The 26,458-nt window shown below is 45.7% G+C and carries 19 protein-coding genes and 1 pseudogene; 12 read left to right on the forward strand and 8 right to left on the reverse strand.

Going from position 1 to position 26,458, the window contains the following annotated elements:
* Position 1 precedes the first annotated feature (1 nt).
* Complete coding sequence (gene dnaB / locus G590_RS0113850; RefSeq protein WP_022766259.1) at positions 2 to 1,345, forward strand: replicative DNA helicase; 1,344 nt, start codon at positions 2 to 4, stop codon at positions 1,343 to 1,345.
* Between the two features lie 49 nt (positions 1,346 to 1,394).
* Here the strand turns inward: dnaB and G590_RS0113855 are convergent, their stop codons facing one another.
* Positions 1,395 to 1,565, reverse strand: coding sequence for a DUF362 domain-containing protein (locus G590_RS0113855; RefSeq protein WP_022766260.1), 171 nt, complete (start codon positions 1,563 to 1,565; stop codon positions 1,395 to 1,397).
* Positions 1,566 to 1,949: 384 nt separating this feature from the next.
* On the opposite strand from G590_RS0113855, the gene nifJ reads away from it, so the two are divergent.
* Positions 1,950 to 5,480, forward strand: coding sequence for a pyruvate:ferredoxin (flavodoxin) oxidoreductase (gene nifJ / locus G590_RS0113860; RefSeq protein WP_022766261.1), 3,531 nt, complete (start codon positions 1,950 to 1,952; stop codon positions 5,478 to 5,480).
* A 123-nt stretch (positions 5,481 to 5,603) separates the two neighbouring features.
* On the opposite strand, the gene G590_RS0113865 is transcribed toward nifJ, so the two are convergent.
* A complete protein-coding gene (locus G590_RS0113865; protein WP_022766262.1) occupies positions 5,604 to 6,404 on the reverse strand; it encodes an adaptor protein MecA in 801 nt (266 codons plus the stop codon).
* 684 nt (positions 6,405 to 7,088) lie between these two features.
* On the opposite strand from G590_RS0113865, the gene G590_RS0113870 reads away from it, so the two are divergent.
* From G590_RS0113870 to G590_RS0113895, 6 genes are all read left to right on the forward strand, one after another.
* Entirely contained in the window at positions 7,089 to 8,789 is a 1,701-nt protein-coding gene (locus G590_RS0113870) for a glycosyl hydrolase family 18 protein (protein ID WP_022766263.1), read from the forward strand.
* Positions 8,790 to 8,797: 8 nt separating this feature from the next.
* Entirely contained in the window at positions 8,798 to 9,856 is a 1,059-nt protein-coding gene (locus G590_RS0113875) for an L-threonylcarbamoyladenylate synthase (RefSeq protein WP_022766264.1), read from the forward strand.
* Between the two features lie 37 nt (positions 9,857 to 9,893).
* Positions 9,894 to 10,322 carry a ribose 5-phosphate isomerase B gene (gene rpiB / locus G590_RS0113880; RefSeq protein ID WP_022766265.1) on the forward strand — a complete coding sequence of 143 codons (429 nt, stop codon included), beginning with the start codon at positions 9,894 to 9,896 and terminating at the stop codon, positions 10,320 to 10,322.
* Positions 10,323 to 10,344: 22 nt separating this feature from the next.
* Positions 10,345 to 10,974, forward strand: a complete 630-nt coding sequence (upp, locus tag G590_RS0113885) for a uracil phosphoribosyltransferase (RefSeq protein WP_022766266.1) — start codon at positions 10,345 to 10,347, stop codon at positions 10,972 to 10,974.
* 76 nt (positions 10,975 to 11,050) lie between these two features.
* Positions 11,051 to 11,533 carry a deoxycytidylate deaminase gene (locus tag G590_RS0113890; protein ID WP_022766267.1) on the forward strand — a complete coding sequence of 161 codons (483 nt, stop codon included), beginning with the start codon at positions 11,051 to 11,053 and terminating at the stop codon, positions 11,531 to 11,533.
* A 6-nt stretch (positions 11,534 to 11,539) separates the two neighbouring features.
* A complete protein-coding gene (locus G590_RS0113895) occupies positions 11,540 to 12,739 on the forward strand; it encodes a cell wall hydrolase (protein ID WP_022766268.1) in 1,200 nt (399 codons plus the stop codon).
* On the opposite strand, the gene G590_RS0113900 is transcribed toward G590_RS0113895, so the two are convergent.
* On the reverse strand, positions 12,733 to 13,230 hold the full coding sequence (locus tag G590_RS0113900; RefSeq protein ID WP_022766269.1) for a DUF402 domain-containing protein: 498 nt from the start codon (positions 13,228 to 13,230) through the stop codon (positions 12,733 to 12,735). The two genes, G590_RS0113895 and G590_RS0113900, sit on opposite strands and share 7 nt — an antisense overlap.
* A gap of 37 nt (positions 13,231 to 13,267) precedes the next feature.
* On the opposite strand from G590_RS0113900, the gene G590_RS0113905 reads away from it, so the two are divergent.
* Positions 13,268 to 15,820, forward strand: coding sequence for a hypothetical protein (locus G590_RS0113905; RefSeq protein WP_051142160.1), 2,553 nt, complete (start codon positions 13,268 to 13,270; stop codon positions 15,818 to 15,820).
* An 11-nt stretch (positions 15,821 to 15,831) separates the two neighbouring features.
* On the forward strand, positions 15,832 to 17,388 hold the full coding sequence (gene clpX, locus G590_RS19655) for an ATP-dependent Clp protease ATP-binding subunit ClpX (RefSeq protein WP_022766271.1): 1,557 nt from the start codon (positions 15,832 to 15,834) through the stop codon (positions 17,386 to 17,388).
* A gap of 108 nt (positions 17,389 to 17,496) precedes the next feature.
* On the opposite strand, the gene arcC is transcribed toward clpX, so the two are convergent.
* Positions 17,497 to 18,435, reverse strand: a complete 939-nt coding sequence (arcC, locus tag G590_RS0113915) for a carbamate kinase (RefSeq protein ID WP_022766272.1) — start codon at positions 18,433 to 18,435, stop codon at positions 17,497 to 17,499.
* 160 nt (positions 18,436 to 18,595) lie between these two features.
* Here arcC and G590_RS0113920 point away from each other — a divergent pair, with 160 nt between their 5' ends.
* Positions 18,596 to 19,963 (forward strand): MATE family efflux transporter, encoded by a 1,368-nt coding sequence (locus G590_RS0113920; protein ID WP_022766273.1) that lies wholly within the window; start codon positions 18,596 to 18,598, stop codon positions 19,961 to 19,963.
* Here G590_RS0113920 and G590_RS0113925 read toward each other — a convergent pair.
* The 4 genes from G590_RS0113925 to G590_RS0113940 are packed head-to-tail and all read right to left on the reverse strand — an operon-like array spanning position 19,960 to position 23,615.
* Positions 19,960 to 21,915, reverse strand: coding sequence for a glycoside hydrolase family 2 protein (locus tag G590_RS0113925; RefSeq protein ID WP_022766274.1), 1,956 nt, complete (start codon positions 21,913 to 21,915; stop codon positions 19,960 to 19,962). The genes G590_RS0113920 and G590_RS0113925 overlap by 4 nt on opposite strands.
* Positions 21,916 to 21,935: 20 nt before the next feature.
* Entirely contained in the window at positions 21,936 to 22,664 is a 729-nt protein-coding gene (locus G590_RS20820; RefSeq protein WP_022766275.1) for a DUF975 family protein, read from the reverse strand.
* 42 nt (positions 22,665 to 22,706) lie between these two features.
* Positions 22,707 to 23,234: a hypothetical protein gene (locus tag G590_RS19665; RefSeq protein WP_022766276.1), complete on the reverse strand. Its 528-nt coding sequence runs from the start codon at positions 23,232 to 23,234 to the stop codon at positions 22,707 to 22,709.
* Positions 23,235 to 23,264: 30 nt separating this feature from the next.
* Positions 23,265 to 23,615, reverse strand: a complete 351-nt coding sequence (locus G590_RS0113940) for a hypothetical protein (protein WP_155828774.1) — start codon at positions 23,613 to 23,615, stop codon at positions 23,265 to 23,267.
* 207 nt (positions 23,616 to 23,822) lie between these two features.
* Here G590_RS0113940 and G590_RS20825 point away from each other — a divergent pair.
* A pseudogene (locus G590_RS20825) lies at positions 23,823 to 26,219 on the forward strand (Tex family protein); the annotation flags it as partial.
* Positions 26,220 to 26,458: the final 239 nt, after the last annotated feature.

Genomic DNA, 26,458 nt, shown 5'->3' on the forward strand with positions numbered 1-26,458 from the left:
TATGCAGGAAGAAACCATTCTCAAAAGAGTGGCGCCAAACAGCCTTGAGGCAGAGCAATCCGTTGTAGGAGCCATGCTTCTTGACAGGGAAGCGATCCACGTAGCATCTGAGATAATCACAGCAGATGATTTCTACAATAAGCAGCTTGGAATACTGTTTCAGACCATGGAAGAGATTGAGGCTGACGGAAGAGTCGTGGATGTGGTAACACTTCAGGACAGATTGAGGGACAAGAACGTATCGGCTCAGGTCAGCAGTGCAGAGTATCTTGCAAGCCTTGTTGATGCCGTTCCCACTTCAGCCAATGTCAAGTATTACGCCCAGATCGTTGCTGAGAAATCCACACTCAGGAAGCTCATCCATGTCAGCGAAGATACCATCAACAACTGCTACAACAACGCAGATGACATGGAAGGCATTTTGAATGATGCCGAGAAGAGCGTATTCCAGATTACACAGAAGAGGAACACCGGAGAGTTTGTGGCCATCGACAAGATCGTTATGAACGCTCTGGACAGAATAGAAAAAGCCAGCAAGACCACAGGTAACGTAACGGGTCATGCCACAGGCTTTACAGATCTTGATTATGATACGGCAGGTTTTCAGCCTTCCGATCTTATACTTATTGCAGCAAGACCATCAATGGGTAAGACGGCCTTTGTTCTTAATATCGCAGAGCATATGGCTTTCCATGATGACAAATGTGTTGCCATCTTCTCTCTCGAGATGAGTAAAGAGCAGCTGGTAAACCGTCTTATGTCCATGGAGTCCCATGTTGATTCTCAGCACATCCGTACCGGTAACATGTCAGATATGGACTGGGAGAACCTTATTGAGAGTGCTGATGTAATAGGTAAGAGCAGACTTATCATCGATGATACTCCCGGTATCTCGATACAGGAGCTTCGCTCAAAGTGCAGAAAGTACAAGATGGAGTTTGGTCTCCAGGTCATCATGATCGACTACCTGCAGCTTATGACAGGTGGAACCGGCAGAAGTTCAGAGTCGAGGCAGCAGGAGATTTCAGATATTTCCCGTGCACTCAAGGCTCTTGCCAGAGAGCTCAATGTACCGGTAGTTGCACTTTCACAGCTGTCCCGTGCGGTTGAGCAGAGGCCGGATCACAGACCTATGCTTTCAGACCTTCGTGAGTCCGGAGCCATCGAGCAGGATGCGGATATGGTAATGTTCATCTACAGAGATGACTATTACAATAAAGACACTGAAAAGAAGGGTGTAGCGGATATCATTATCGCCAAGCAGAGAAACGGCCCTATCGGAACAGTAGAGCTTATGTGGCTTCCGCAGTTCACTAAGTTCGCCAATCTTGAAAAAGGAAGATAAAAAAAGAGCCTTTCGGCAGATTCCGAAAGGCTCATGTTTTTTAATTTGATTAACCCTGGCTTATAGCTGAAACAGGGCACTGAGCTGCGCAAGAACCGCAATCGATACATGTATCAGCATCGATAACGTACTGTGTGTCTCCCTGAGAAATAGCTGAAACAGGGCACTGAGCAGCGCATGATCCGCAGCTGATGCAACCATCACTAATAACGTATGCCATAATAAATTCTCCTTCCGTAAATAAAAAGTTACTACCAATGTGTAGCATAACAAAGCGGCTTAGCCATACCTACCTTTGTTACTTATTTATCATAATATAGAAAAAGTGATTAATCAATAACAATAACGAAAAGTTTTATCAGATTAATTGATAAAAATATTATAAATTGGCTGACAATCTTTTACAAAAATGTTACTATGAAAGACGGCAGAATACGAGCGATTCATCCGTACACAGCTAATTTCTATGGGAGGGAAAAGGTGTGGACGGTGTTTTTGCGCGTTTTTGATTCTAATCAAGTTTTTACTACACTTATTGTCGTATACTGACAATTGTGTAAAAAAAGCCAATAACTCACAATATAATAAGGTAGGAGGAATTAAAATGGCAAGAAACATGAAAACCATGGACGGTAACGAAGCTGCTGCATATGCTTCATATGCATTCACTGAAGTTGCCGCTATGTACCCAATCACACCATCATCTGTTATGCCTGAGCATGTAGATGAATGGGCAACAGCCGGAAAGAAGAACATTTTCGGCCGTACAGTTCAGATTACTGAGATGCAGTCTGAGGCTGGTGCAGCAGGTGCTGTACACGGATCACTGGTAGTAGGTGCTCTTACATCTACATACACAGCTTCTCAGGGACTTCTTCTTATGATCCCTGATATCTACAAGGTAGCTGGTGAGAGACTTCCCGGTGTATTCAACGTATCAGCTCGTTGCGTAGCTTCTCACGCACTTAACATCTTCGGTGATCACTCTGACGTATATGCTTGCCGCCAGACTGGTGCTGCTATGCTTTGCGATTCTAGTGTACAGGAGGTTATGGACTTAACACCTGTTGCTTACTGCGCAGCAATCGAAGGCAGAATTCCTTTTATTAACTTCTTTGATGGATTCCGTACTTCACATGAGATTCAGAAGATTGAAGTTTGGGATTACAAGGATCTCGATGAGATGGTTAACCATGAAGCAATCGATGCTTTCAAGGCTGGCGCACTCAATCCTAATCATCCATGTCAGATGGGCTCAGCTCAGAACCCTGATATCTTCTTCCAGACAAGAGAAGCTTGCAACACAGGTTACAACGAGCTTCCTGCAATTGTTCAGAAGTACATGGACAAGGTTAATGCTAAGATTGGTACAGATTACAAGCTCTTCAACTACTACGGCGATCCTAACGCAGAGGTAGTTATCGTAGCTATGGGTTCTGTAAACGATACAATCGAAGAGACAATCGATTACCTTGAGAAGCAGGGCAAGAAGGTTGGTGTTGTAAAGGTTAGACTTTACAGACCTTTCTCAGCTAAGGCTCTTGTTGATGCTATCCCTGATTCAGTTAAGAGAATCGAAGTTCTCGACAGAACAAAGGAGCCCGGTTCATACCGTGAGCCTCTTGCTCTTGATGTTATCGCAGCTCTTAAGGGAACAAAGTTCGAGTCAGTTCCTGTATTCTGCGGACGTTACGGCCTTGGTTCCAAGGATACAACTCCTGCTCAGATCGTTGCTGTATTCAACAACGATACTAAGGAAGAGTTCACAATCGGTATCGAGGATGATGTAACAAATCTTTCACTTGATGCAGGTGCACCTCTTGTTACAACTCCTGAGGGAACAACAAACTGCAAGTTCTGGGGTCTTGGTGCTGACGGTACTGTTGGTGCTAACAAGAACTCCATCAAGATCATCGGTGATAACACAGATATGTATGCTCAGGCATACTTCGATTATGACTCCAAGAAGTCAGGCGGTGTTACAATGTCTCACCTTAGATTTGGTAAGAAGCCTATCAAGTCAACTTACCTCATCAAGAAGGCAGACTTCGTAGCTTGCCACAATCCTTCATACATCCGCAAGTTCAACATGGTTCAGGAGCTTGTTGATGGAGGATCATTCCTTCTTAACTGCCCTTGGACAGTAGATCAGCTTGAGGATGAGATCCCCGGACAGGTTAAGAAGTTCATGTATGACCACAAGATCAACTTCTACATCATGAACGGTTCTAAGATCGGTGTTGAGGTTGGAATGGGACCTACAAGAATTAACACAATTCTTCAGTCAGCATTCTTCAACATCACAAAGATCATTCCTGAAGCAGACGCTATCAAGTTCATGAAGGACGCTGCTCAGAAGACATACGGCCGTAAGGGTGAAGACGTTGTTAAGAAGAACTGGGATGCTATCGATGCCGGTGCAGATCCTAAGAACCTTATCAAGGTTGAGATTCCTGAGTCATGGGCTAACGCACAGGATGAGGGTCTTGAGTTTAAGAAGGCAGAAGGATCAAGAAAAGACGTTATCGACTTCGTTAACAACATCCAGTCTAAGGTTAACGCTCAGGAAGGTAATACTCTTAAGGTTTCAGAGGTTCTTCCTTACGTTGCCGGTGATACACCTTCAGGATCAGCTGCATTCGAGAAGAGAGGTATCGCAGTTAACGTTCCTAAGTGGAATCCTGAGAAGTGCGTACAGTGTGGCTTCTGCTCACTCGTATGTCCTCACGCTGCAATTCGTACAGTAGCTCTTACAGACGATGAAGTTGCTAAGGCTCCTGCAGGACTTGAGACTAAGGACCTTAACGGCGTTCCCGGATACAAGTTCTCAGTTGTTATCTCTGCTCTTGATTGTACAGGTTGCGGATCTTGCGCAAATGTATGTCTTGGAAACAAGCAGGGTGAGACCCTTAAGATGGGTGCTATTGCAGACAACAAGGACGAGCAGGTTTACTTCGATTATGCAGTAACTCTTCCTATTAAGGATGAAGTTGTTGAGAAGCTTAAAGAGACATCAATCAGAGGTTCACAGTTCAAGCAGCCTCTCCTTGAGTTCTCAGGCGCATGTGCTGGTTGTGGTGAGACACCTTACGTTAAACTTGTTACTCAGCTCTTTGGTGAGAGAATGTACGTTGCAAACGCTACAGGATGTACATCAATCTGGGGTAACTCTTCACCTTCAACACCTTACACAGTAAATGCTAAGGGACAGGGTCCTGCATGGGATAACTCACTGTTCGAGGATAATGCTGAGTTTGGTATGGGTATGGTACTTGCTCAGAACGCTCTCCGTGATGCAATCAAGGAGAAGGTTGAGGAGATCGTTGCTGCCGGCGGCGCTGCTAAGGATGCTGCTCAGAAGTGGCTCGATACATTCTCAAACGGCGCTGAGAACTTCGCTGCTACAGATGCTCTTGTTGAGGCTCTTGCAGGCGACAACTCAGACGCAGCTAAGTACGTTCTTAAGAATAAAGACTTTGCAGCTAAGAAGTCACAGTGGATCTTCGGTGGTGACGGATGGGCATTCGATATCGGATTCGGTGGTCTCGACCACGTACTTGCTTCCGGTAAGGATGTAAACGTTCTCGTTGTAAACACTGAGGTTTACTCAAATACAGGCGGACAGTCATCTAAGGCTACACCTACAGGTGCTGTTGCACAGTTCGCTGCAGGCGGAAAAGAGATCAAGCAGAAGGATCTTGCTTCAATCGCTATGAGCTATGGTTATGTATATGTAGCACAGATCGCTATGGGTGCTAACATGCAGCAGACCATCAACGCAATCAAAGAGGCTGAGGCTTATCCGGGACCTTCACTTATCATCGCTTATGCTCCTTGTATCAACCAGGGTCTTAAGGCCGGCATGAACAAGGTTATGGATGAGGAGAAGAAGGCTGTAGCTACAGGATACTGGGATATGTTCAGATTCAATCCTGAGGCAGAGAACAAGTTCACTCTTGATTCTAAGCCTGCTACAGAGGACTTCCAGAGCTTCCTTGACGGTGAGGTTAGATACCTTTCACTTAAGCTCAAGAATCCTGAGAGAGCTGCTAAGCTCAATGCTGCTGCTGCAGAGCACGCTAAGGAGCACAGAGCTTATCTCGAGAAGCTTGTTGCACTTTACGGCAAGGATTGATCTTTTGGATCATCTGAAAGCTTGAATAAGTAATGATAAAGGCTGTGAGGCATTTTGCCTCGCAGCCTTTTTTGTGCAAAGAAAAACCCCACAACCTATGGCCGTGGGGTTTCAAAACATTCTTTAAATTTTGGAAAGCGCCTGAACTGCGTTGTCCTTGATAACTACAGTGTAATGCTCTGCTAAATAGTGCTCATCTGCTGTGTTGCCGATCTCTGTCTGACCGTATTCGGTAAGAAGAGAGCAGATGTTTGCAAATACTGCATTATCGATATCACCCTGATGAAGTATCAGGTAGTACTTACCTTTGGCTTCGTTCTTGTAGAGAGTATTTACTCCACAGAACTTGCGATTAACTATTGCTGCGAATTTAGTAACCTCGTGAAGGGAGTTGAATGAGAAGATTCTCGATCCCTTTCTGCTTGGAAGGCCTTTTTTCTTGGGGCCTTGTGTTTTCTCTTTGACCTTTTTGGAGTCTGACTGTGAACTCTGGAATGGGCTATCCATGAAGTCGTTCATGTTGCTGTGCTGAAGTCTCTTGAAAAGACCCATTACGTCTTCTTCACTGTCCTCGTCATCCTCATCGTAATCGTATTCCTCATCGTCGTACTCGTCATCCTCGTCCTCTTCATGAACGGAAGGAGCGAAATTGGAGAACCTGGTATCAAGTTCATCCGGATCCTCTACCTTGGTAATGATAAGTACAATACATTCTGAGTTGATGGGAATAGCCTCGATCATAATAGGAGTATCTTCAGCGTCAAATCCAAACTCTATATTTGCCTGCTGCATCATGTCCTGGAAAAGCTCTTTAGCCTTGTCCGTTCCATATGCAAGCTCTGTAATCTTGAGGTCTCTCTTCGCAAGGTCATCTCTGGTAAGTGTACATCTAATCTGGTGATCATTGACTTTTTCAATCTTCATGATGCATACCTCCTCTCCTGACTTTGGAATACATAGATATTAAGTGCTGAAATATACTATGTCAATAGATATATCGTCATTTTCCGCTAAAAACATTCTATCTACATAAAATCTTAAGAATTCTACAACAAATCTTAAGAAATTTCGATGGTAAATCTTAAGATTTGGCTGTTATCATTGTTTCTTGTAAGGCGCTCCGCCAAGACTTAAGTCCGGGAAGGAGGCGTGATAGGGAAATTTTGAACTTCTATTCTTTCTATTGTCTTACCTCAAGGTAAGATGTCTTAGCAGTTTCAACTATGATTCCCCTAAGACCAAACAACGATTTTAGATATAACGACAATCTATTTTTCTTAATTAAATTATACCATATTTTGTACGAGTCAAAATATACGACAGAAGGATTTGTGGTTGGGTGCCTTTAAATATTAAAATATGTCAATGAAAAACTGTTATTGGAAATGACCATTTGAGGAATTTATCACGATTTATGACCTTTTGGAGAACCGGTATCAGTTAGACAAAATGAAAGTCCATAATAACAATCAACCTTTCAAGTCTGGACCCCACCATGCACACAAGGTACGAATTAATACAGATTGTTCACAAAGCGTGAGTACTTTCATTAATGACGTAAACTTAATAGTCTGTTATAATATAGGGCGATTGTAAAGGAGCTAGGATATGAAGAAAAAGGTAATTCCGGCGATTATTATAATCGTCCTTATTTTTATTTTTGCAGGTATTTATGTTGGGCAGGAGTTTCTTAAGAAGTATTCTTACAGTACCGAAAAGGCCGATCTGGAAGCGTACTTCGGAGTAGAGGGAGAAAACGACGTGCCTATTATTTTGGGCAATGAACGTATTGAAGAGCATGCAAAGCTCTTTGACGGATACTACTACATGGATTTTGCATCAGTGCAGAAATATCTCAACGACAGATTCTATTACGGAATCGAAGACGGAACACTTCTCTACACAACACCGACTGCTGTTATAACAAATGTCATCGGTACTGACACCTGGTCTGATACCGAGGGCGGCGGAGCGCAGGAGAGTTATACTATATCACGCCTCGAGGGTGACACACTCTATGTGGCTCTTGAATATGTTAGGAAATATACCAACTTCTATTATGAAGGATTTGATAACCCCAACCACATGCAGCTCACCACTAACTGGGAGGATGAGCAGGTTGCGACAATCTCCAAGAACACCCAGATACGCTTAAGAGGCGGTGTTAAGAGTGAGATTCTTGAAGAGGTTAAAAAGGGCGACAAAGTGGTTGTTCTCGAAGAACTTGAGAACTGGACCAAGGTAAAGAGTGCTGATTCCTTCATAGGTTACGTGGAGAATAAGAGACTCAAGGACATTACTACCAGGAGTCCTATACCGGTTGAGGATTATGTTGAACCTGAATTCACCGGTATTTCCAAAGACGGTATGGTCAACCTTGGTTTTCATAACATCGGAGGAGTGGGCGGCAATGATACGATCACAGATATGATCTCAGGTGCCAAGAGCCTTAATGTTATCTGTCCTACATGGCTGGCTGTTACAGACAACGACGGAACAGTCAGAAGTTTTGCGGGATCTTCTTATGTCGAGACTGCTCATAATAAAGGTATTGATGTATGGGTTCTTCTTGATAATTTTACAGGAGGAAGCGAAGTATCAACTCATGAGTTCCTCTCCCATGCATCCAGCAGAGCTGCCATCATCAGTAAGGCAGTGGAAGAGACTTTGGCTGTCGGAGCTGACGGTATCAACCTTGATTTTGAACAGGTGGCTTCAGAGGATGGACAGTCCTTTGTACAGTTCATGAGAGAATTGTCCATTGCCTGCAGAAAGGCCGGGCTTGTATTTTCGGTCGACAACTATGTACCTATGAATTTCAATTCGCATTACAATCTTGAGGAACAGGGTATTTTTGCGGATTATGTAATAATCATGGGTTATGATGAGCACTACGGCGGTTCTCAGGAAGCGGGATCCGTTGCTTCTCTTGGTTATGTTGAGAACGGTATTATCAAGACTTTAGAGGATGTACCTGCAAATAAGGTAATAAATGCAGTCCCGTTCTATACAAGAATATGGCGCACAGCCGATGGCAAGGTTTCCAGCGAGGCTGTCTCAATGAAGACTGCCAAAGAGTTTATTGCAAATCACAACATTGATATGCAGTGGAATGCTGAAGCAGGTCAGAACTATGGTGAGTACACAGATGGCGGAACCCTCGTTCAGATCTGGATGGAGGATGAGACTTCCATCGGACAGAAGATTGATTCCATGAGAGCTAATAATATCGCCGGTATTGCAGAGTGGTGCCTGGGAATGGAATCTCCCGAAATCTGGGACCTCATAGCTGATTATATAGGTGGCTGACAGGAATTATGAACACAGAGCTTTTTAAGATAGATGAACACAATATTGATGCTGCGGCAAAAGAGATACTGACAAAGGCCGGCAGCATAATAAGAGAGGGTGGACTGGTGGCTTTCCCCACTGAGACTGTTTACGGACTCGGAGGAGATGCTTTAAATCCTGAGTCCTCCAAGAAGATTTACGCAGCCAAGGGGCGCCCCTCGGACAATCCACTCATAGTACATGTGGCATCCATGGAGGATGTGGAGGCCATAGTGGATGAGGTCCCCGAGGCAGCCTACAGACTCGCTGAAGCTTTTTGGCCCGGACCTCTCACTATGATAATGAACAAGAACGACAAGGTACCTCACGAGACAACAGGAGGCCTTGATACAGTAGCGATCCGTATGCCCAATAATGAGATCGCACTTGAACTCATAAGGCAGTCAGGCGGATATATTGCTGCGCCCAGCGCCAATACATCAGGTCGCCCCAGCCCTACGCTGGCAAGATACTGCGTGGAGGACCTCTCGGGCAAGATTGAGATGATAATCGACGGAGGTCAGGTTGGCATAGGACTTGAATCCACAATCGTTGATCTGACATCGGAAGAGCCCATGATACTTCGTCCGGGCTACATTACGCAGGATATGTTAAAAGAGGTTTTGGGACAGGTTACAATTGACAGGACAATAATCGATGCAGCCTCCACCCAGAAGCCCAAAGCTCCGGGAATGAAGTACAGACATTATGCACCCAAGGGAAGCCTTACTATTATCCAGGGCAACCAGAAGGATGTAGTGGACTATATAAATGCCAGGGCAAAAGAGGCCATGGAAGAGGGCAAAAGAGTAGGAATAATCGGAACGGATGCCACAAGAGACCTTTACAGCGCAGATGTAATAAAGAGCGTAGGTAACAGGGAGGATGAATCCTCCATCGCTCATGAGCTGTTTAAGGTGCTCAGAGAATTCGATGATGAGAATATTGATGTTATGTTCTCAGAGTCTTTTGATGACAGCGGAATCGGCCAGGCAATAATGAACAGGCTTTTGAAGGCTGCCGGACATCACGTAATTATGATATAGAAATAAATATAGTATAATAGATGAAGGAGCGTAAAAAATGATAGCAATTGCAAGTGATCACGGCGGATTTGATCTTAAGGAATCAGTTAAAAAGCACCTGGCTGAGAGAGGCATGGAAGTTAAGGATTTCGGAACCTATGACAAGAATTCCTGCGACTATCCTGACTTTGGAAGAGCTGCGGCTGAGGCTGTAGCAGCAGGCGAGTGTGAAAAAGGAATCGTTATCTGCACAACAGGTATCGGCATTTCAATTGTAGCCAACAAGGTTCCCGGAATCAGATGCGCACTTTGCAGCGAGACAACAACAGCAAGACTTACAAGAGAGCACAATGATGCCAACGTTCTTGCCATGGGTGGCGGAATGACAGGTGAGCTCCTTGCCAATGAGATCGTAGATGTTTTCCTGGATACTCCTTTTTCAGGGCTTGAGAAGCACGCAAGAAGAATATCCAAGATAGAAAAATAACATATAAATCAGGAGGATACGTATGAGCAAAGTAGTAATTATGGATCATCCTTTGATCCAGCACAAAATTGGATTTATCAGAAGAACAACAACAGGAACAAGAGACTTCAGAGAGACTATCAGTGAGATTGCTATGCTGATCTGCTATGAAGCTACAAGAGATCTTAAGCTTCAGGATGTTGAAGTTGAGACACCTATATGCAAGACAACAGTAAAAGAACTTAAGGGCAGAAAGCTCTGTGTAGTTCCGATCCTTCGTGCAGGCCTTGGAATGGTTGACGGAATGCTTACACTTATTCCTACAGCCAAGGTTGGTCACATCGGTCTTTACAGAGATCCCGAGACACTTAAGCCTGTTGAGTATTATTGCAAGATGCCTGCAGATGTTTCAGAGAGAGAGATTTTCGTCGTTGACCCTATGCTGGCAACAGGCGGATCTTCAGTTGCAGCTATCCAGATGCTCAAGGACAGAGGATGCAAGCATATTCACTTCATGTGCATCATCGCAGCTCCTGAGGGACTTAAGGCTATGCAGGAAGCACATCCTGATGTAGACATTTACGTTGGATCACTTGATGAGCATCTTAACGAGCACGGATACATTGTTCCCGGACTTGGAGATGCAGGAGACAGAATTTTCGGAACCAAGTAAAAGGTAAGGATTGCGAGAGCGCAGCGGAGCAATCCTGTATCGCAATCTGGCATGCAAGTATGGAGGGGGAGAACATATGAAGCGTGAAGACTACATTTCCTGGGATGAATATTTCATGGGTGTTGCCAAACTGGCGGCAATGCGTTCCAAGGATCCCAACACACAGGTTGGGAGCTGCATAGTCAGTGAGGACAACAACATTCTTTCTATGGGATATAACGGCTTTCCTAAGGGGTGTTCTGATGAGGAATTTCCCTGGGAGAGAGAAAGTGATGATGAACTGGGTACCAAGTATCCTTACGTTACTCACAGCGAGCTCAACGCCATTTTGAATTATCGTGGCGGTAGTCTTGTAGGCGCCAAGATATACGTATCTCTTTTCCCGTGTAATGAATGTGCCAAGGCTATAATTCAGTCCGGCATCAAAACAGTCGTATATGACGATGATAAATACAGTCAGACACCCTCTACCAGGGCATCCAAGAAGATGTTCGACGCAGCGGGAGTCAGGTATTATCAGTACACCAGAAGCGGAAGGGCCATCAAGATTACAATTTAACGCACCATGGAACACGTGAAGAGCTATTTTGCAAAAGACAATTACATACTCGGAGCTCTTTTGAAAGCTGCAGCACTTTTGTGCGCAGCAGTTATGTTGTTTGTCAGCATGCCTGTTGTGGCAAATGCCACAGAATCAACCAAACAGCAGCTTGAAGATGCCAAGAAAGCCAAGGAACAGACCCAGGGTGAGCTTGATGATACCAAGGATGATATTGCCGAGATGAATGAGGAAAAATCCTCACTTCAGGGGCAGCTCAACAACCTTAACAATCAGCTGACCGAGGTGAGTAACAACCTTGAGTCTTTGGAAGAGCAGATTGGAGACAAGGAAACCGAGATAGAGAATACGTTGGCTGAATTGGAAGCAGCAAGAGTTACAGAAGAGAATCAGTATGCTTCCATGAAGAAGCGCATACAGTTTATGTATGAGAAACAGGACAACGTGCTTCTGGGAATGGTTTTTGGTTCCAGTAATTTTGCGGATTTCCTCAACAAGAACAACTATATTGAACAGCTTTCGGCTTACGACCGCAGGATGTTTAACGAATATGTTGAGACCAGGCAGCTCATAGAAGAAAAAGAAGCTGTCCTCGAGGAAGAGAGAGAACAGCTTGAGGATTACAAGGTTAAGGAACAGGCTGAACAGAGCAGAGTCTCAGGCCTGGTAAGTCAGACTTCCGGATCCATCAAGCAATATGCCAATGATATTTCCGATGCCGAGGCCAAGGCTCAGGCGCTGGAGGATCAGATCAAGGCTCAGGAGGCGGACATCAAGAAACTGGAAGCCAAGCTTGCTGAAGAGATGAGGATGTCCAAACTGGCCAGAAACTCTACCTGGAGGAATATTTCTGAAGTTACTTTTGCCGAGGGAGACAGATACCTTCTGGCGAACCTGATATACTGCGAGGCCGGGTCAGAGCCGTATGACGGCAAACTGGCAGTTGGCGCGGTGGTTATCAACAGAGTATTATCTTCCGTCTATCCGGATACGGTGGTGGGAGTTATTTATCAGAACAAACAGTTTTCACCTGCGTCCAGCGGAAGACTTGCGCTGGCGCTGGCAGATGGAAAAGCATCGGCAGACTGTTACAAGGCTGCCGACGAAGCTATGAAAGGTTATTCGAATGTAGGCAACTGCGTTTATTTCAGAACGCCGGTGCCGGGACTTTCGGGAATCAACATTGGTGGGCACGTGTTCTACTGATCACTGCCCTCGGCTTTAATAAGATCTTCAATAGGGGCCGCAAGTGGCTCTATACCATCTGTATAGATTTCATTCAGGAGCCTGTTCAGAGAGAGCAGGCTCTTTTTAAGAAGAGTCTCATCGATGAGATGCTTTTCAAAAGCCTCAGAGAGCTCGTCAAGGTCAACGACCCTGAGCTTGCCGTTTGGATATACCACTACATCAGCCAGAAGATCAATGATGTGAAGAGCGTTATTGTCGGAGTCAAAGTCGTAGTCAACTATGTCAAAGTACCAGAACAGAAGATCTCCGTTGCTCTTTAAGAACTTGCTGATCCTGTAACCTCTATCCAGATAGAAGCAGGAATAGCCGTCAGAAAAATCGCGCCGTTCCTTGATGACATGCCATTTTGTCACGATCATGGAATCGGTACGTTTAAGAATAATATCATCCTTGAGTTCGACGCATTCATCAGGGATGAAGCGCCTGCGAAATAGCGTTAAATTATTCATACAAAAATAATACTCTAGCGAAAATTGAAAGTCAATTATGCGAGATAAATCAATTAGACTAACAATATTAAAAACAATCTACTTTATAGTAGTTCTTGTCATAGCAATGATCGTTGTAAGTCACTTCTCCAACGGGGACAACGCGGACATGTCTGCGCCGATGTCTGAGGCAACGCTTCCAATTGTTACTCTTGTCAGCAGAGACAAAGAGATCAACCCTCTTCACGGATACACCTCAGAGATAGACTTAAGTTACCTTCGCGGAACAATACTTCCGATAGGAGCAGGCAGGGATGTACATTACAAGATCAATACATACGGAAGCAAGGCCTGGAATATTGGGTTTGAAGTCAGAAGTATAGACGGCAAGAGCCTTGTAGAGAACACTGAGATCACCGACTACAGGGAAAGTGCTGATAATATCGAAGGGTCTTTTGTCTTAAAAGACCTTATAAATGCCGGCCAGGAGTATATGCTGGTCATTCTGATGGATACTGATATAGGCAGAGCCAGGTACTACACAAGATTCGTGTGGACAGAGGACGATTCCATGTATCACATGAATGATGAACTGGATTTTGTTTTAGGATTCAGTGAAGCAACCTTCAGCAAGACCGAGGCTCAGGAGTATACCAAATACTTAGAATCCAACGGTGACGGCGACAACACCACTTTTAACAAGGTCAATATCCACAGCAGCTTCAGCCAGGTTACCTGGGGCGATATGAATGTCACAGGGCATACTGAGCCTGAGGTGTTTGTCAAGGATCTGCATGGACAGACAGGTGTCTATGAGCTGATGTACAGAGTGACGATCAAGGACGGTACAGCCAGCAGACTCTACAATGTATCGGAGTATTACAGAGTCAGATATACCACAGACAGAATGTATCTTCTGAATTTTGAGAGGACCATGAACTATCTGTTTGACTCGAATTCATATGCTGTCGGTACAAACACAATCGCTTTGAATATTTCGGATCCGGATCTCCAGTTGGTGGAGAGCAGTGGCGGAAGCGCATTTGCATTTGTCAGCGAGAACAGGCTCTATATGTTCAACAATTCAGAGAGTAAGCTTGCATATCTCTTTGGCTTCTACGATACAGACAATGATGATCCAAGGACGAGATGGCCGGATCATTCTATCAAGATCCTTAAGGTGGATGAGGCAGGAAACGTAAGATTTGCAGTTGCGGGTTACATGAACCGCGGAATCCACGAAGGAGCTGTGGGAATTGCCGTCTATGACTACAATTCAGCAATAAATGCAGTGGAGGAACAGGTCTTTGTAGAGAGTGTTCAGTCAGCTGAGATTCTCTGCAACTATGTCGGAAACATAGCCTATGCCAGCAGCGCAGATATCTTTTACGCAATGCTGGATCAGAATATATATGCTGTTGACCTTAATACCAAGACAGCCAGTCTTGTGGTTGATAATATCGGCGCAGGTGAGTACAAGATTTCAAGATCAGAGAGCACCATCGCATGGCAGAACAATCTTCAGAGCCTTAAGCTTATGAACCTCAGCAACAGGGTTGAGTCGGAGATAAAGGCTGACCCGGGAGACTGCATCATCCTGCTGGGATTTATGGGAGAAGATCTGGTATATGGATTGTGCCATACGTCAGACATCGGAGTAGATACCATCGGCAATCCGCTTTATGCAATGTACAACATCAGGATTGGAGATCTGGACGGAAACATCCTTGAAAACTACCATCCAAGCGGTGTTTATGTGACAGGTGTGTCAATCGGAGATACACAGATCAAGCTCACCAGAGTTGTTAAGGATGAAGCCGGAGAGAATTATATCTCCACCTATGACGATCAGATCATGAGCACGCTTAAGGCTGATGAAGGCAACAATCTGGTAACAGTGGTATCCGTTGATATCTTTGAGAAGATTGTTCAGATAACAACCAAGAATGACATCAAGTCCAAGCAGCTCAGGGTTCTTACACCGAACCAGACTTTGTTCGAGGGCAGCAGAAATGTTAAGCCCGATATCGAGAGAGATACCAAAGAAAAGCCTTTCTACTATGTCTATGGCATGGACGGAATCAGGGCTATCTATACAAATCCGGCAGATGCGGTCAAACTGGCCAACGATGCGCCCGGTGTTGTCATTGGCGATGACAATGACTATGTGTGGCTTAAGGGTAATCTTCTTCGCTCCAATCAGAATATGACCATCACCAGAACTGCCGAGAGCTATGAGGGAATGGATGAGATGAGCTCGACAGCTGTGTGCATAGACCTTATGCTCAGATATGAGGGCATCAACAGAAATGTCCAGGATCTTCTGGATGAAGGCGAGAGCGTAGTGAACATTCTAAAGAGCTCGCTGCCGGAAGCACAGATACTTGAACTGGATGGCTGTCCTTTGTCAGCTATGTTATACTATGTCAATCAGGACATACCGGTTCTTGCAATGCTAAACGACGGATCATCAATGCTGGTGATCGGTTTCAATGACCTGAATACGGTTCTTATGAATCCGCAGACAGGTCAGGTTTATAAGTATGGAATGAATGATACGGACAAGCTCTTTTCCGATAATGGCTATCATTTCATCACTTATATAAAATGAAAGGATATACAATGACAGATAATAGAAACGACGATCTGGACTTCAGAGAGGTTAATGAAGACGGAGAGAAACTTGAAGGCGATGTAGTAGGGGGAGAGCAGGAAGGCTCTGCCAAAGGCACAGGTGAAGAAGGCAAAGAGCAGTCTCAGTATGAGGATGTCTGCTTTGTGTGCAGAAGACCCGAGAGCAAGGCAGGCAAGATGTTCCATCTTCCAAACAATATAAGTATTTGCGATGACTGCATGCACAAAACCATGGATGCTGTCAGTCAGTTTGATTACAACAATCTTCTTAACAACCCGAATCTTATGAACGAGCTCAACAAGCATTCCGGAGGATTTCCGAACTTCGGTTTCTTTAACATGGATGGGTTCAATAATGGAGATTCTAATCTTGGCGGAGGAATCCCCAATTCACAGAAGATCAAGAAAAAGAAGGAGAAGGCAGACAAGCCTGTAATAAATATCAAGGATATTCCTGCACCTCACAAGATTAAGGCCAAGCTCGATGAGTATGTCATCGGACAGGATCAGGCCAAGAAGGTCATGAGTGTTGCTGTTTACAACCACTACAAGAGAGTTGCCACAGACACCATGGACGAGATTGAGATTGAGAAGTCCAATATTCTGCTCCTTGGTCCGACAGGAAGCGGTAAGACATATCTGGTCAAGACTCTGGCCAGACTTCTTGATGTGCCGCTTGCAATTGCAGATGCAACATCCCTCACTGAGGCGGGTTATATCGGTGATGATATAGAGAGCGTAGTAAGTAAGCTCCTGGCAGCAGCCGGCAACGATGTGGAGAAGACCGAGCACGGTATCATCTTCATCGACGAGATAGACAAGATAGCTAAAAAGAAAAACACCACATCCCGAGATGTAAGCGGAGAGTCGGTACAGCAGGGAATGTTAAAACTCCTTGAGGGTTCAAATGTTGAAGTTCCTGTGGGCGCCGGCAGCAAGAATGCCATGGTTCCGCTTGCTACAGTCAACACCAGAAACATCCTCTTTATCTGCGGCGGAGCTTTCCCTGATCTCGAGGAGATCATTACCCAGAGACTCAACAAGCAGACTTCAATTGGATTTGATGCAGACCTTAAGGATAAATACGAGAATGATCCGGATATTCTCACTAATGTAACCATTGAGGACCTTAAGAAATTCGGAATGATCCCCGAGTTCCTCGGAAGACTTCCTATCATTTGTACACTGCGTGCTCTTGATAAGGACATGCTGGTTCAGATTCTCAAGGAACCCAAGAACGCTATCCTCAAGCAGTACCAGAAACTCCTGGCGCTGGATGAAGTGGATCTCAGATTTGATGACTCTGCCCTTGAAGCCATTGCCGAGAAGGCCATGGAGAAGGAGACGGGAGCCAGAGCTCTTCGTGCTATCATTGAGGAGTTTATGCTTGATATCATGTATGAGATTCCAAAGGATGAAAACATTGGCCGTGTGACCATTACAAGAGATTATATAGAGGGTAAGGCTTCACCGATCATCGAGATCAGGGGTGACAGCGTGCCTAAGATTCCACAGCTTAATACAAAAGAGGCTAAAGAGGTTTGATCCTTAAAAAATTTTGGCCCTAGGGGACGGAGTCAGGGGACCATTTACAGAATATTCTGAAAATGGTCCCCTGACTCCGTCCCCTAGGGCCAAAATTTATATTCACACTTACTCAAATGTAATAAATGTTCCTGCCTTACCCTTAAGAGCATCAGCAACGGTACTGAGCGATGTGATAAGTACTGAACCGTTGTGGTTGGCCTCAAGGAATTCAATAGCTGCTTCCACCTTAGGAAGCATATCTACTTCGCCGAATTCTCCGGCAACGATATACTCTTTTGCCTGAGAAATGTTCATCTTGGTGATGGGTTCTTCTTCGGGTGTTTCAAAGTTCTTATAAACATAAGGAACGGAAGTCAGGATGATAAGTCTGTCAGACTTAAGATCAGCTGCGAGTTTGCCTGCGATGGCATCCTTCTCGATAACCGCAGATGCACCCTTGAGCACATGACCCTGCTGGATTACAGGAATTCCGCCACCTCCGCAGCAGATTACTTCCTGGCCTGCGTCAACGAGAGCTCTGATCGCATCTATCTCGACAATGTCGATCGGCTTGGGCGCGGCGATGATCCTGCGATATCCGTTGCCGGCTTCTTCTCTTACAAAATTTCCCTTCTTGATCTCAATATCAGCATCTTCCTTGGACATGTTTCTGCCGATGGCTTTGGTCGGTGCATAGAAGGCTTCGTCGTAAGGATCAACAGTAACCTGTGTGAGGATTGTGCTGACAGGTGTTGAAATACCGCGGCTGGAAAGCTCAGTCTTAAGCGAATTCTGAATATCGTATCCGACATATCCCTGGCTCATGGCGTTGCAAACACACATTGGTGCAGGGGTGTAGTCGATATAGATCCTGTGAAGCTCTGTCATGGCCTTGTGTATCATGCTTACCTGAGGGCCGTTGCTGTGAGTGATGATCAGCTGATATCCGGCTTCTACCAGGTCTGCAAGGGCCTTTGCTGTAATCTTGGTGGCTGTGAGCTGCTCGCCTGTTGTGACGCCCAGTGCCTCGTGACCAAGTGAAACTACTGCTTTGATGTTATCCATTTTCTCCTCCTATGCGCTATTTAGATAAAAACATTGTAGCGAATTGATATAATATGTGCAAAATGATGATTGAATTTCCTATAATAGGATTGTATTATATAGCCTTGTCGGTAACACGTTAATTTTTGTTTGCCATATCTTCATGGCGGATCGGATATATATGAAAAAAACAAATACCAGGGATCTCACAGTCGGCAATCCCATGGGCCTTATCTTTGGCTTTGCCCTGTCGCTCTTTTGGGGAATGCTGTTCCAGCAGCTTTATAATATCATAGACACAGCCATCGTATCATGGTTTTTGGGAAAAGAGGCTTATACCGGCGTGGGTACTACCGGAGCCATCAACTTCCTTATCATGGGCTTTTGCATGGGAGTGTGCAACGGTTTTGCCATCCCTGTCGCTCAGAGATTCGGGGCAAAAGACCTAAAGAGCATGCGCAAGTTTGTGTCCCATGCCATTATTTTATGCGCTGCACTGGCTGCTGTCATGACTTTTTTTGTCAGCATATTCTGCAGACAGATCCTGATAGCAATGCATACGCCTGCGGATGTTCTCGAATATGCCTATAAATATATACTGGTGATATTCCTGGGAATACCTGTTACATATATGTACAACCTGCTCTCCGGAATCATCAGGGCTCTTGGAGATTCCAAGCATCCGGTGCAGTTTCTTATCATTGCATCTGTTGTGAATATCGGACTTGATCTTCTGTTCATCATACCGCTTAATATGGGTATTGCCGGAGCAGCACTTGCTACTGTTATATCCCAGGCACTTGCAGGGATCATGTGTCTTGTCTTTATTATCAGAAAGATTGAGATTCTGCATCTTTCAAAGGAAGACTGGGCACTTGACGGATCGCATTTCTTTATCCTGCTCAACATGGGACTTCCCATGGGACTTCAGTATTCCATAACAGCCATCGGAAGCGTTATCCTGCAGACAGCAATCAACGGACTTGGCGTGGATGCAGCAGCGGCGGTTACAACAGCCGGCAAGGTCGGAATGTTCTTCTGCATTCCCTTTGATGCGCTTGGTTCAACCATGGCGACCTACGGTGGTCAGAATGTGGGAGCCAAAAAGCTCGACCACCTTCAGCAGGGACTCACAGCCGCAATCAAGCTTGGCGTTGCCTATTCACTTATAGCTTTTGTTGTCCTGTATTTCTTTGGCAGGACTTTTGCAATGATATTCCTTGATTCGGGAGATGTGGCATGTCTTGATAATGCACACCTCTACCTGATAATAAACAGTGCGTTCTACATTCCGCTGGCGCTTGTAAACATCGTAAGATTTCTCATCCAGGGAATGGGCTTCTCACTCTTTGCCGTACTGGCAGGAGTTATGGAGATGATAGGAAGAACCATTGTTGCATTGGTTCTTGTACCGATACTTGGTTTTCCTGCCCTGTGCTTTGCAAGCCCGATAGCCTGGGTCCTTGCAGATGCCTTCCTGATACCGGCTTATATTTCTGTCAGAAACAAGCTGGATCGAATCTTCAGAGGACAGGTGGAAATATATTAATCATTGATATGAGTTGTCATATGCGGGTCAAGATCAGGATTTATCTTGGTGATCCTGCGGTCGTAGGTCATAAGGCCGTTTACTTCTTCCTCAACGTCGCTGACCTGTGTGTAGACAGCTCCGCAAAGTCCCTTTGGAATAAGGGGCTTCATACTTGCATTTATAAGGTTGTAATATGCGACTCCCAGAGTATCAAGGGAGTCGTATTTTTTATATCCGTAAATTCTGTCAACGCTGCTGTGTCCGTCGATATGGCAGGCAAGTCCGCCGTATTCGGAAATGACAAAAGCTCGTTGTTTTTCTTTTTCCACATCAAGAGGTCTGAAGTAGTTGTGGACACTTCTGAAGTTTCCGCTGCCTTCGTCAAACCATCCACTGGCCTGATCGATTGGACGGGAGTCATCAATCTCTTTTGCCATAATAGTTGCACTGGCGGCGTTGAACTGTCCCCAGCCCTCGTTGAACAGAACCCAGGTTGCGATACTGGGAACATTGAAGAGGTGACTGATCGTTCCCTTCATCTCCTGAAGCCACTCGCTTCGTCCCTCGGCAGAGCCTCTCGAGAAGGTCTTGTAATGTGAAGGACCGTCGCTCATGCGACCAAAGATTTTAGGAAACGCGGTGGGAAGGTAGGATACCACCGGCTTGGCGTAGCTGGAACCTCCGCTGACCATGTCCTGCCAGACTATCATTCCGAGTCTGTCGCAGTGGTAGTACCAGCGTGCGGATTCTACCTTGATGTGCTTGCGCATCATATTGAAGTGAAGGCGCTTCATTTCCTTAATGTCGAATATCAGTGCATCGTCAGCAGGTGCGGTGTAGAGACCGTCCGGCCAGTAGCCCTGGTCAAGCACACCCATGAGGAAGTACGGCTTGTGATTTAAGCAGAATCTCGGAGTGCCTTCGCTGTCTGGCTCAACAGTAAAGCTTCTCATGGCAAAATACGATGTCACATGATCGTCTCCTGTGCTGATATGAAGTGGGTAGAGGAACGGATCCTCGGGACTCCACAGGTGTGCGTCGTCAATTGTAAATGTAAAGCGGTAGTGACTTGGCGCAAGCGTCCTACTGTCTGCCTGTGTGTATGGACATGTGTCCGAGGCAAAAGACAGGTCTTCCGCGATCATAGGTTCAAAAGAACCTGAAGATTCCGCTGATTTTATCATTTCATGTCCCGGGAATTTAACAGATACCTTGCCGGGAAGGTTTGTTGAAACTTCGATGGAAAGTGTCTTTAAGTCGCTCTCGGGGCGAATGCGCACTTCTCTGATATAGGTTGCGGGAACTTCCTCCATCCATACGGTCTGCCAGATTCCGCTCTGACAGGTGTAGTACATTCCGCCTCTGCGCAGGGTCTGCTTGCCTCTTGAATGATAAGAGGAGTCGCTGGTATCGGTAACTCTTACCATCAGTGTGTTGTTCTCAAAAGCTCTTTTGTCTGCTGAGAGATTCAGCTGATCGGTAATATCGATGGTAAAAGGAAGATAGCCTCCGCTGTGAGATACAACAAAGGTATCGTTTACAAAGATATCCGCAAACTGATCAACAGCTCCGAAGTGAAGCAGGATCCTTGAGTTTTCTTCTTTTCTTGTGATGGTGGGAAGAGCTCTTTTGTACCAGAGATACTGGTTTGGCTCAAGACGCCTTTCTACTCCGGAGAGCATAGACTCGGGAGAGAAGGGTACAAGTATCTGACCGTCAATCTGTGACGGGATCTGAACCTCTTGTGAGCTGCTCTGACTCTCGTTTTCGGAATCTGTCGGCATGGGAACAATGCAGTAATCCCAATAGCCGTTTAAATTGATGTAGCTGTCCCTTACAAATTGTGGTCTTGGATATTCCTGAAGGACATGATCTTTATCAAGGTTTTCACCCCATGGGGTAAAGAGCCTGTTCAAAACGTCGTCTTCGTGTGGCTTATCGATACTTCTTAGTGCATCAATGAGGTCCATATATAAATTACCTTTCCTCGTTAGTTCAAATTTTCCTGACCTGCAGCCTTGGCTATCAGATCCTGATAGAATGCGCAGTTTGTTGCATTTCTGTAAACGCCGATCCAAAGCAGCGGAATAAACATCGTGATAATACCGAGCAGATACAGCGGAATGAAGGTTACATTCAGGTAAAAGAGCCTGAAGATGTTGCCTTTCATCAATCGCCTGCTGGTGGCCAGAATTTCTTTTGCCGACCTGTCAGGGAAGTCGTGGAGAATATAGAATGACTGGGAGTAGACCAGATTAACAACGATATTGATGATAAGTCCTATTCCCAGAAGAAAAACAGCAGCAGTCATGTCAGAGGATGCTCTGGTCGTAATGTATCTGGTCATGAAGATCTGTGCCGGAATACTCGCAATAAAATCAACAAGGACAAAGAGGGCCTGGATGGTAACCGCTTTCTGAGGCTGTTGCCTGAGACCGAAGAATATGTCGGAAGTTGATACCGGCTGTGAATACAGAAGATTCATGTACAGATAAGCTCTTCCGGACACAAGTACACCCAGAAGAATATTTATGATTATGGTGATTAAACTGTTGATGATTATTAAAAGAATACTTCTCGTGCCTGAAGGGGCCGAGAAGCCGGAGACCAGCAGCTGAATGGCCAGGATGGTCAGATTTGCGCCGATCAGTGTTCCGTATTTTCCAAGTGACTTTTCTTTTGCGATAGCCTTAAGCTGCGCTGATGACAAGTAGTTCATTAAAGTAAATGCTCCCCACTGCTAGATAACTCCTCCATGTGATCATCCGGCGAGGTTCACATTCGCACCCAATAAGCCCTGCTTGTTGAGGTCTTTTCTCGCCTGAACATAAGGATTTTCTTCATTGCTGTATGCAATCTTGGTGCAGGTCTCTCCGCCTGCTACATAGGTGCGTCCGCATTCCGGACACACTGCTGTCCTGATAGAAACTGAGGCCTGAAGGACCTTGCCGTTGTTCATGGCTGCATCCTTGTAGGCGTTGCTCACATGCTCTGCTTCATGACCACGAACTCTGGATGCTGCTGCTTGTGGGCTTATATGCTGCGCAGTCTTAAAAGAAACCATTTCGTCGGAACCGTCCTGATACTTGCGGTTCTTGCAGGTTTCACATTCTGCGGGAGAAACTCTTTTGCCCGGATTGGCCTTGGTGGATTGTCCGGGATTTAATATGGCCTTGGGGGCTTCGCCTGCTGCTACTGCAGTTGATGCTGCAGCATAAGCGCCGGTCGACATGCCCATTGCATATGAACTGTTATATGCTCCGTATCCACTTATTGCACCGATACCCATAGGCACCTCTCTTCCATGCCTGACCGGATCTCAGTCGTCCAGCGGGACTCCTAAATCCTTAAGCATGTCGTCAAAGCTTACGCCGTTCATCTGCTCTGAAACTGCATTCAGCTGAGCTCTGTACTCGGGATCGGTGAGGACTGTGTGAAGGTCGTAGGCAAATACGCCGTATCCTACAATGATTCCGATCGTACCGTAGATGATGGCTTTCTTGGCCTGAGGAAGGAGCTTCTCTAAAGTTCCCTTGCTCAGGATTGCGAGAACAATGGCTATTCCTCCAATTACAACACCTAAGTTCAAAAACAAACAAAGGGGTATGGAAGCCAACCCCATCACCAAAGCAGTACCTGCTAAAGCTAAATGCCCGTCATTTCCCATCAAAACTTTTCCTCACAAAACCTCATTCTTACTATAGATGTTACACTAAAAGCGTGTTTTTTTCAATGTTTGAGGGGTGTCGGGGAGTCTTGAAAAGTGTCCGAAATGCTTGGTATAATATGGGAGTGCGCATTGTTTATGAAAAATTAAGTTAAATTTCCTACAGTATTTATGCGCACTTCAAAGCAAAACAGGTTTGGAGAGGATTTTATGGACATTGTTTTAAAGATCAAAGAAGAACTAAATGTTGAGAAATGGCAGGTTGAGGCAGCAGTCAAACTTATTGACGAGGGCAACACAATTCCTTTTATTTCTCGATATAGAAAGGAAGTCACCGGATCGCTCAATGACGAACAGCTCCGTAATCTCGATGAGAGACTCAAATATCTGAGAGGCCTTGAGGAGAGAAGAGAGCAGGTCCTTGCATCAATTGAAGAGCAGGGCAAGATGACAGATGAGCTCAGAGCCAGGATTGTTGCGGCTGAGACCATGGTGGCTATCGAGGATCTTTATCTTCCTTACAGACCAAAGAGAAAGACAAGAGCTTCAGTGGCAAGAGAAAAAGGTCTTGAGCCACTGGCAGAGATACTGCTTGCACAGGAGACCAATAAGCCGCTTCTTGACGAGGCAGCAGCATTTGTCGATGCAGAAAAAGGTGTGGAGAACGCAGCGGACGCCCTTCAGGGCGCTATGGACATCATCGCTGAGGATGTGTCTGACAACGCTGATTTCCGTACATATATCCGTGAGGCAACTATGGAGAAGGGCGTGCTCACCAGTAAAGCCAAGGATGAGAAGGCCCAGTCCGTTTATGAGATGTACTATGACTATGAGGAGCCCATCAGCAAGGTGCTTGGACACAGAGTGCTGGCCCTTAACAGAGGAGAGGCTGAGAAGTTCCTTGTGGTTAAGATTGTGGCACCTGAGGAGCAGATCCTTCAGTTCCTTAACAAGAAGATGGTAAAGAATGAGAACCCGATCACTACTCCTGTTATCGAGGAGATCAATCAGGATGCTTATGAGAGACTCATTGCTCCTGCAATTGAAAGGGATATCAGAAATGAGCTTACTGAGAAGGCTGAGGACGGAGCCATAACTGTCTTTGGCAAGAACCTCACTCAGCTCCTTATGGCACCGCCTATTGCGGGAAAGACAGTACTGGGATGGGATCCCGCCTTCAGAACCGGCTGTAAGCTTGCTATCGTAGATCCTACAGGTAAGGTTCTTGATACCAAGGTCATCTATCCTACAGCTCCGCAGTTTAAGGTTGAGGAAGCCAAGGCAGATCTCAAGAAGCTTATTGATAAATATGATGTTGATCTTATTTCAGTCGGAAACGGAACTGCTTCACGTGAGTCTGAGCAGGTAATCGTTGAGCTTATCCATGAGCTTGACAGACCTCTTCAGTATGTCATTGTCAATGAGGCAGGAGCTTCTGTTTATTCTGCAAGTAAGCTGGCTACAGAGGAGTTCCCTCAGTTTGATGTTGGACAGAGAAGTGCAGCATCTATCGCAAGAAGACTTCAGGATCCGCTTGCTGAGCTTGTTAAGATCGATCCTAAGTCCATCGGTGTTGGTCAGTATCAGCACGACATGAATCAGAAGAAGCTTGGAGAAACACTTGAGGGCGTAGTAGAAGACTGCGTTAACAAGGTTGGTGTTGATCTTAATACTGCTTCGGCACCGCTCCTTCAGTATATTTCAGGTATCAGTAAGGTTATTGCCAAGAATATCGTTGACTACAGAGAAGAGCACGGTAAGTTCGAGAGCAGAGCGGACCTTCTGAATGTTCCAAAGCTTGGACCAAAGGCTTATGAGCAGTGTGCAGGATTCCTCAGGATAGCAGACGGTGAGAATCCTCTTGATGCAACAAGTGTGCACCCTGAGTCTTATGAGGCAACTTTGAAGCTTATGGATAAGCTTGGCATTACATTTGATGATGTAAGAGCGGCTCAGAAGAACGCAGCTAAGGCTGCACTTGAGAAGCCGGCAGCCAAGGCAGAGGACAAGCCGCGTCCACAGAAGAAACCCAAGCAGGTGGTTATCAGGAATACTTCTACAGCTATGGGAGCAGCACTTGCTGCAGCCCTCGCAGGAAGTAATCTTGCAGTGGTTGAGGATTCAAATGACGCAAAGGGCGGCAAAGGCCAGAAGGCACAGAACGGTAACGGGGCTTCGGTAAGCGGAGCACAGACCGGGGCAGCATCAGGAGTCGGAAGTCTTTCCAGGAAGGTTTCCGAGTCAGATAAAAAGAAGCTTGCCGAGGAGCTTGGAATCGGTGAGATCACTCTTACTGATATCCTCTCAGAGCTTGAGAAGCCTTCAAGAGACCCTCGTGAGAGCATGCCTGCTCCAATTTTAAGGAGCGATGTCCTTGAGATGAAGGACTTAAAGCCCGGTATGGTTCTCAAGGGAACTGTAAGAAATGTTATAGACTTTGGTTGTTTCGTAGATATAGGTGTTCACCAGGACGGCCTTGTACATATTTCGCACATCACAGACAAGTTCATCAAGCATCCGCTTGAGGCTGTCAGCGTAGGCGATATCGTAGACGTTCAGGTTCTTGATGTTGAACTTGATAAGAAGAGGATCTCTCTTACCATGAAGATCCAGGATCCTGCCAAGGTAGCTGCCGAGGCAGCAGCCAAGGCTGCCGAGAGAGGCAAGAGTGGAGCCGGCAAGTCAGGCGCTTCAGGGGCTTCGGGATCCGGCAAGTCCGCAGGAAGCGGAGATGCTGCAAAAGCCGCAGCCAAGAAGGTTTCAGTCGTAGATCAGCTCGCCAAGGAAGCCGGCATCAAGAGAACAGCTCCCGCCAAGAAGGCAGCTTCTGCCGGTGAAGGCGCTGC

Source organism: Butyrivibrio sp. XPD2006, from assembly GCF_000420865.1.
Classification (GTDB): domain Bacteria; phylum Bacillota; class Clostridia; order Lachnospirales; family Lachnospiraceae; genus Butyrivibrio.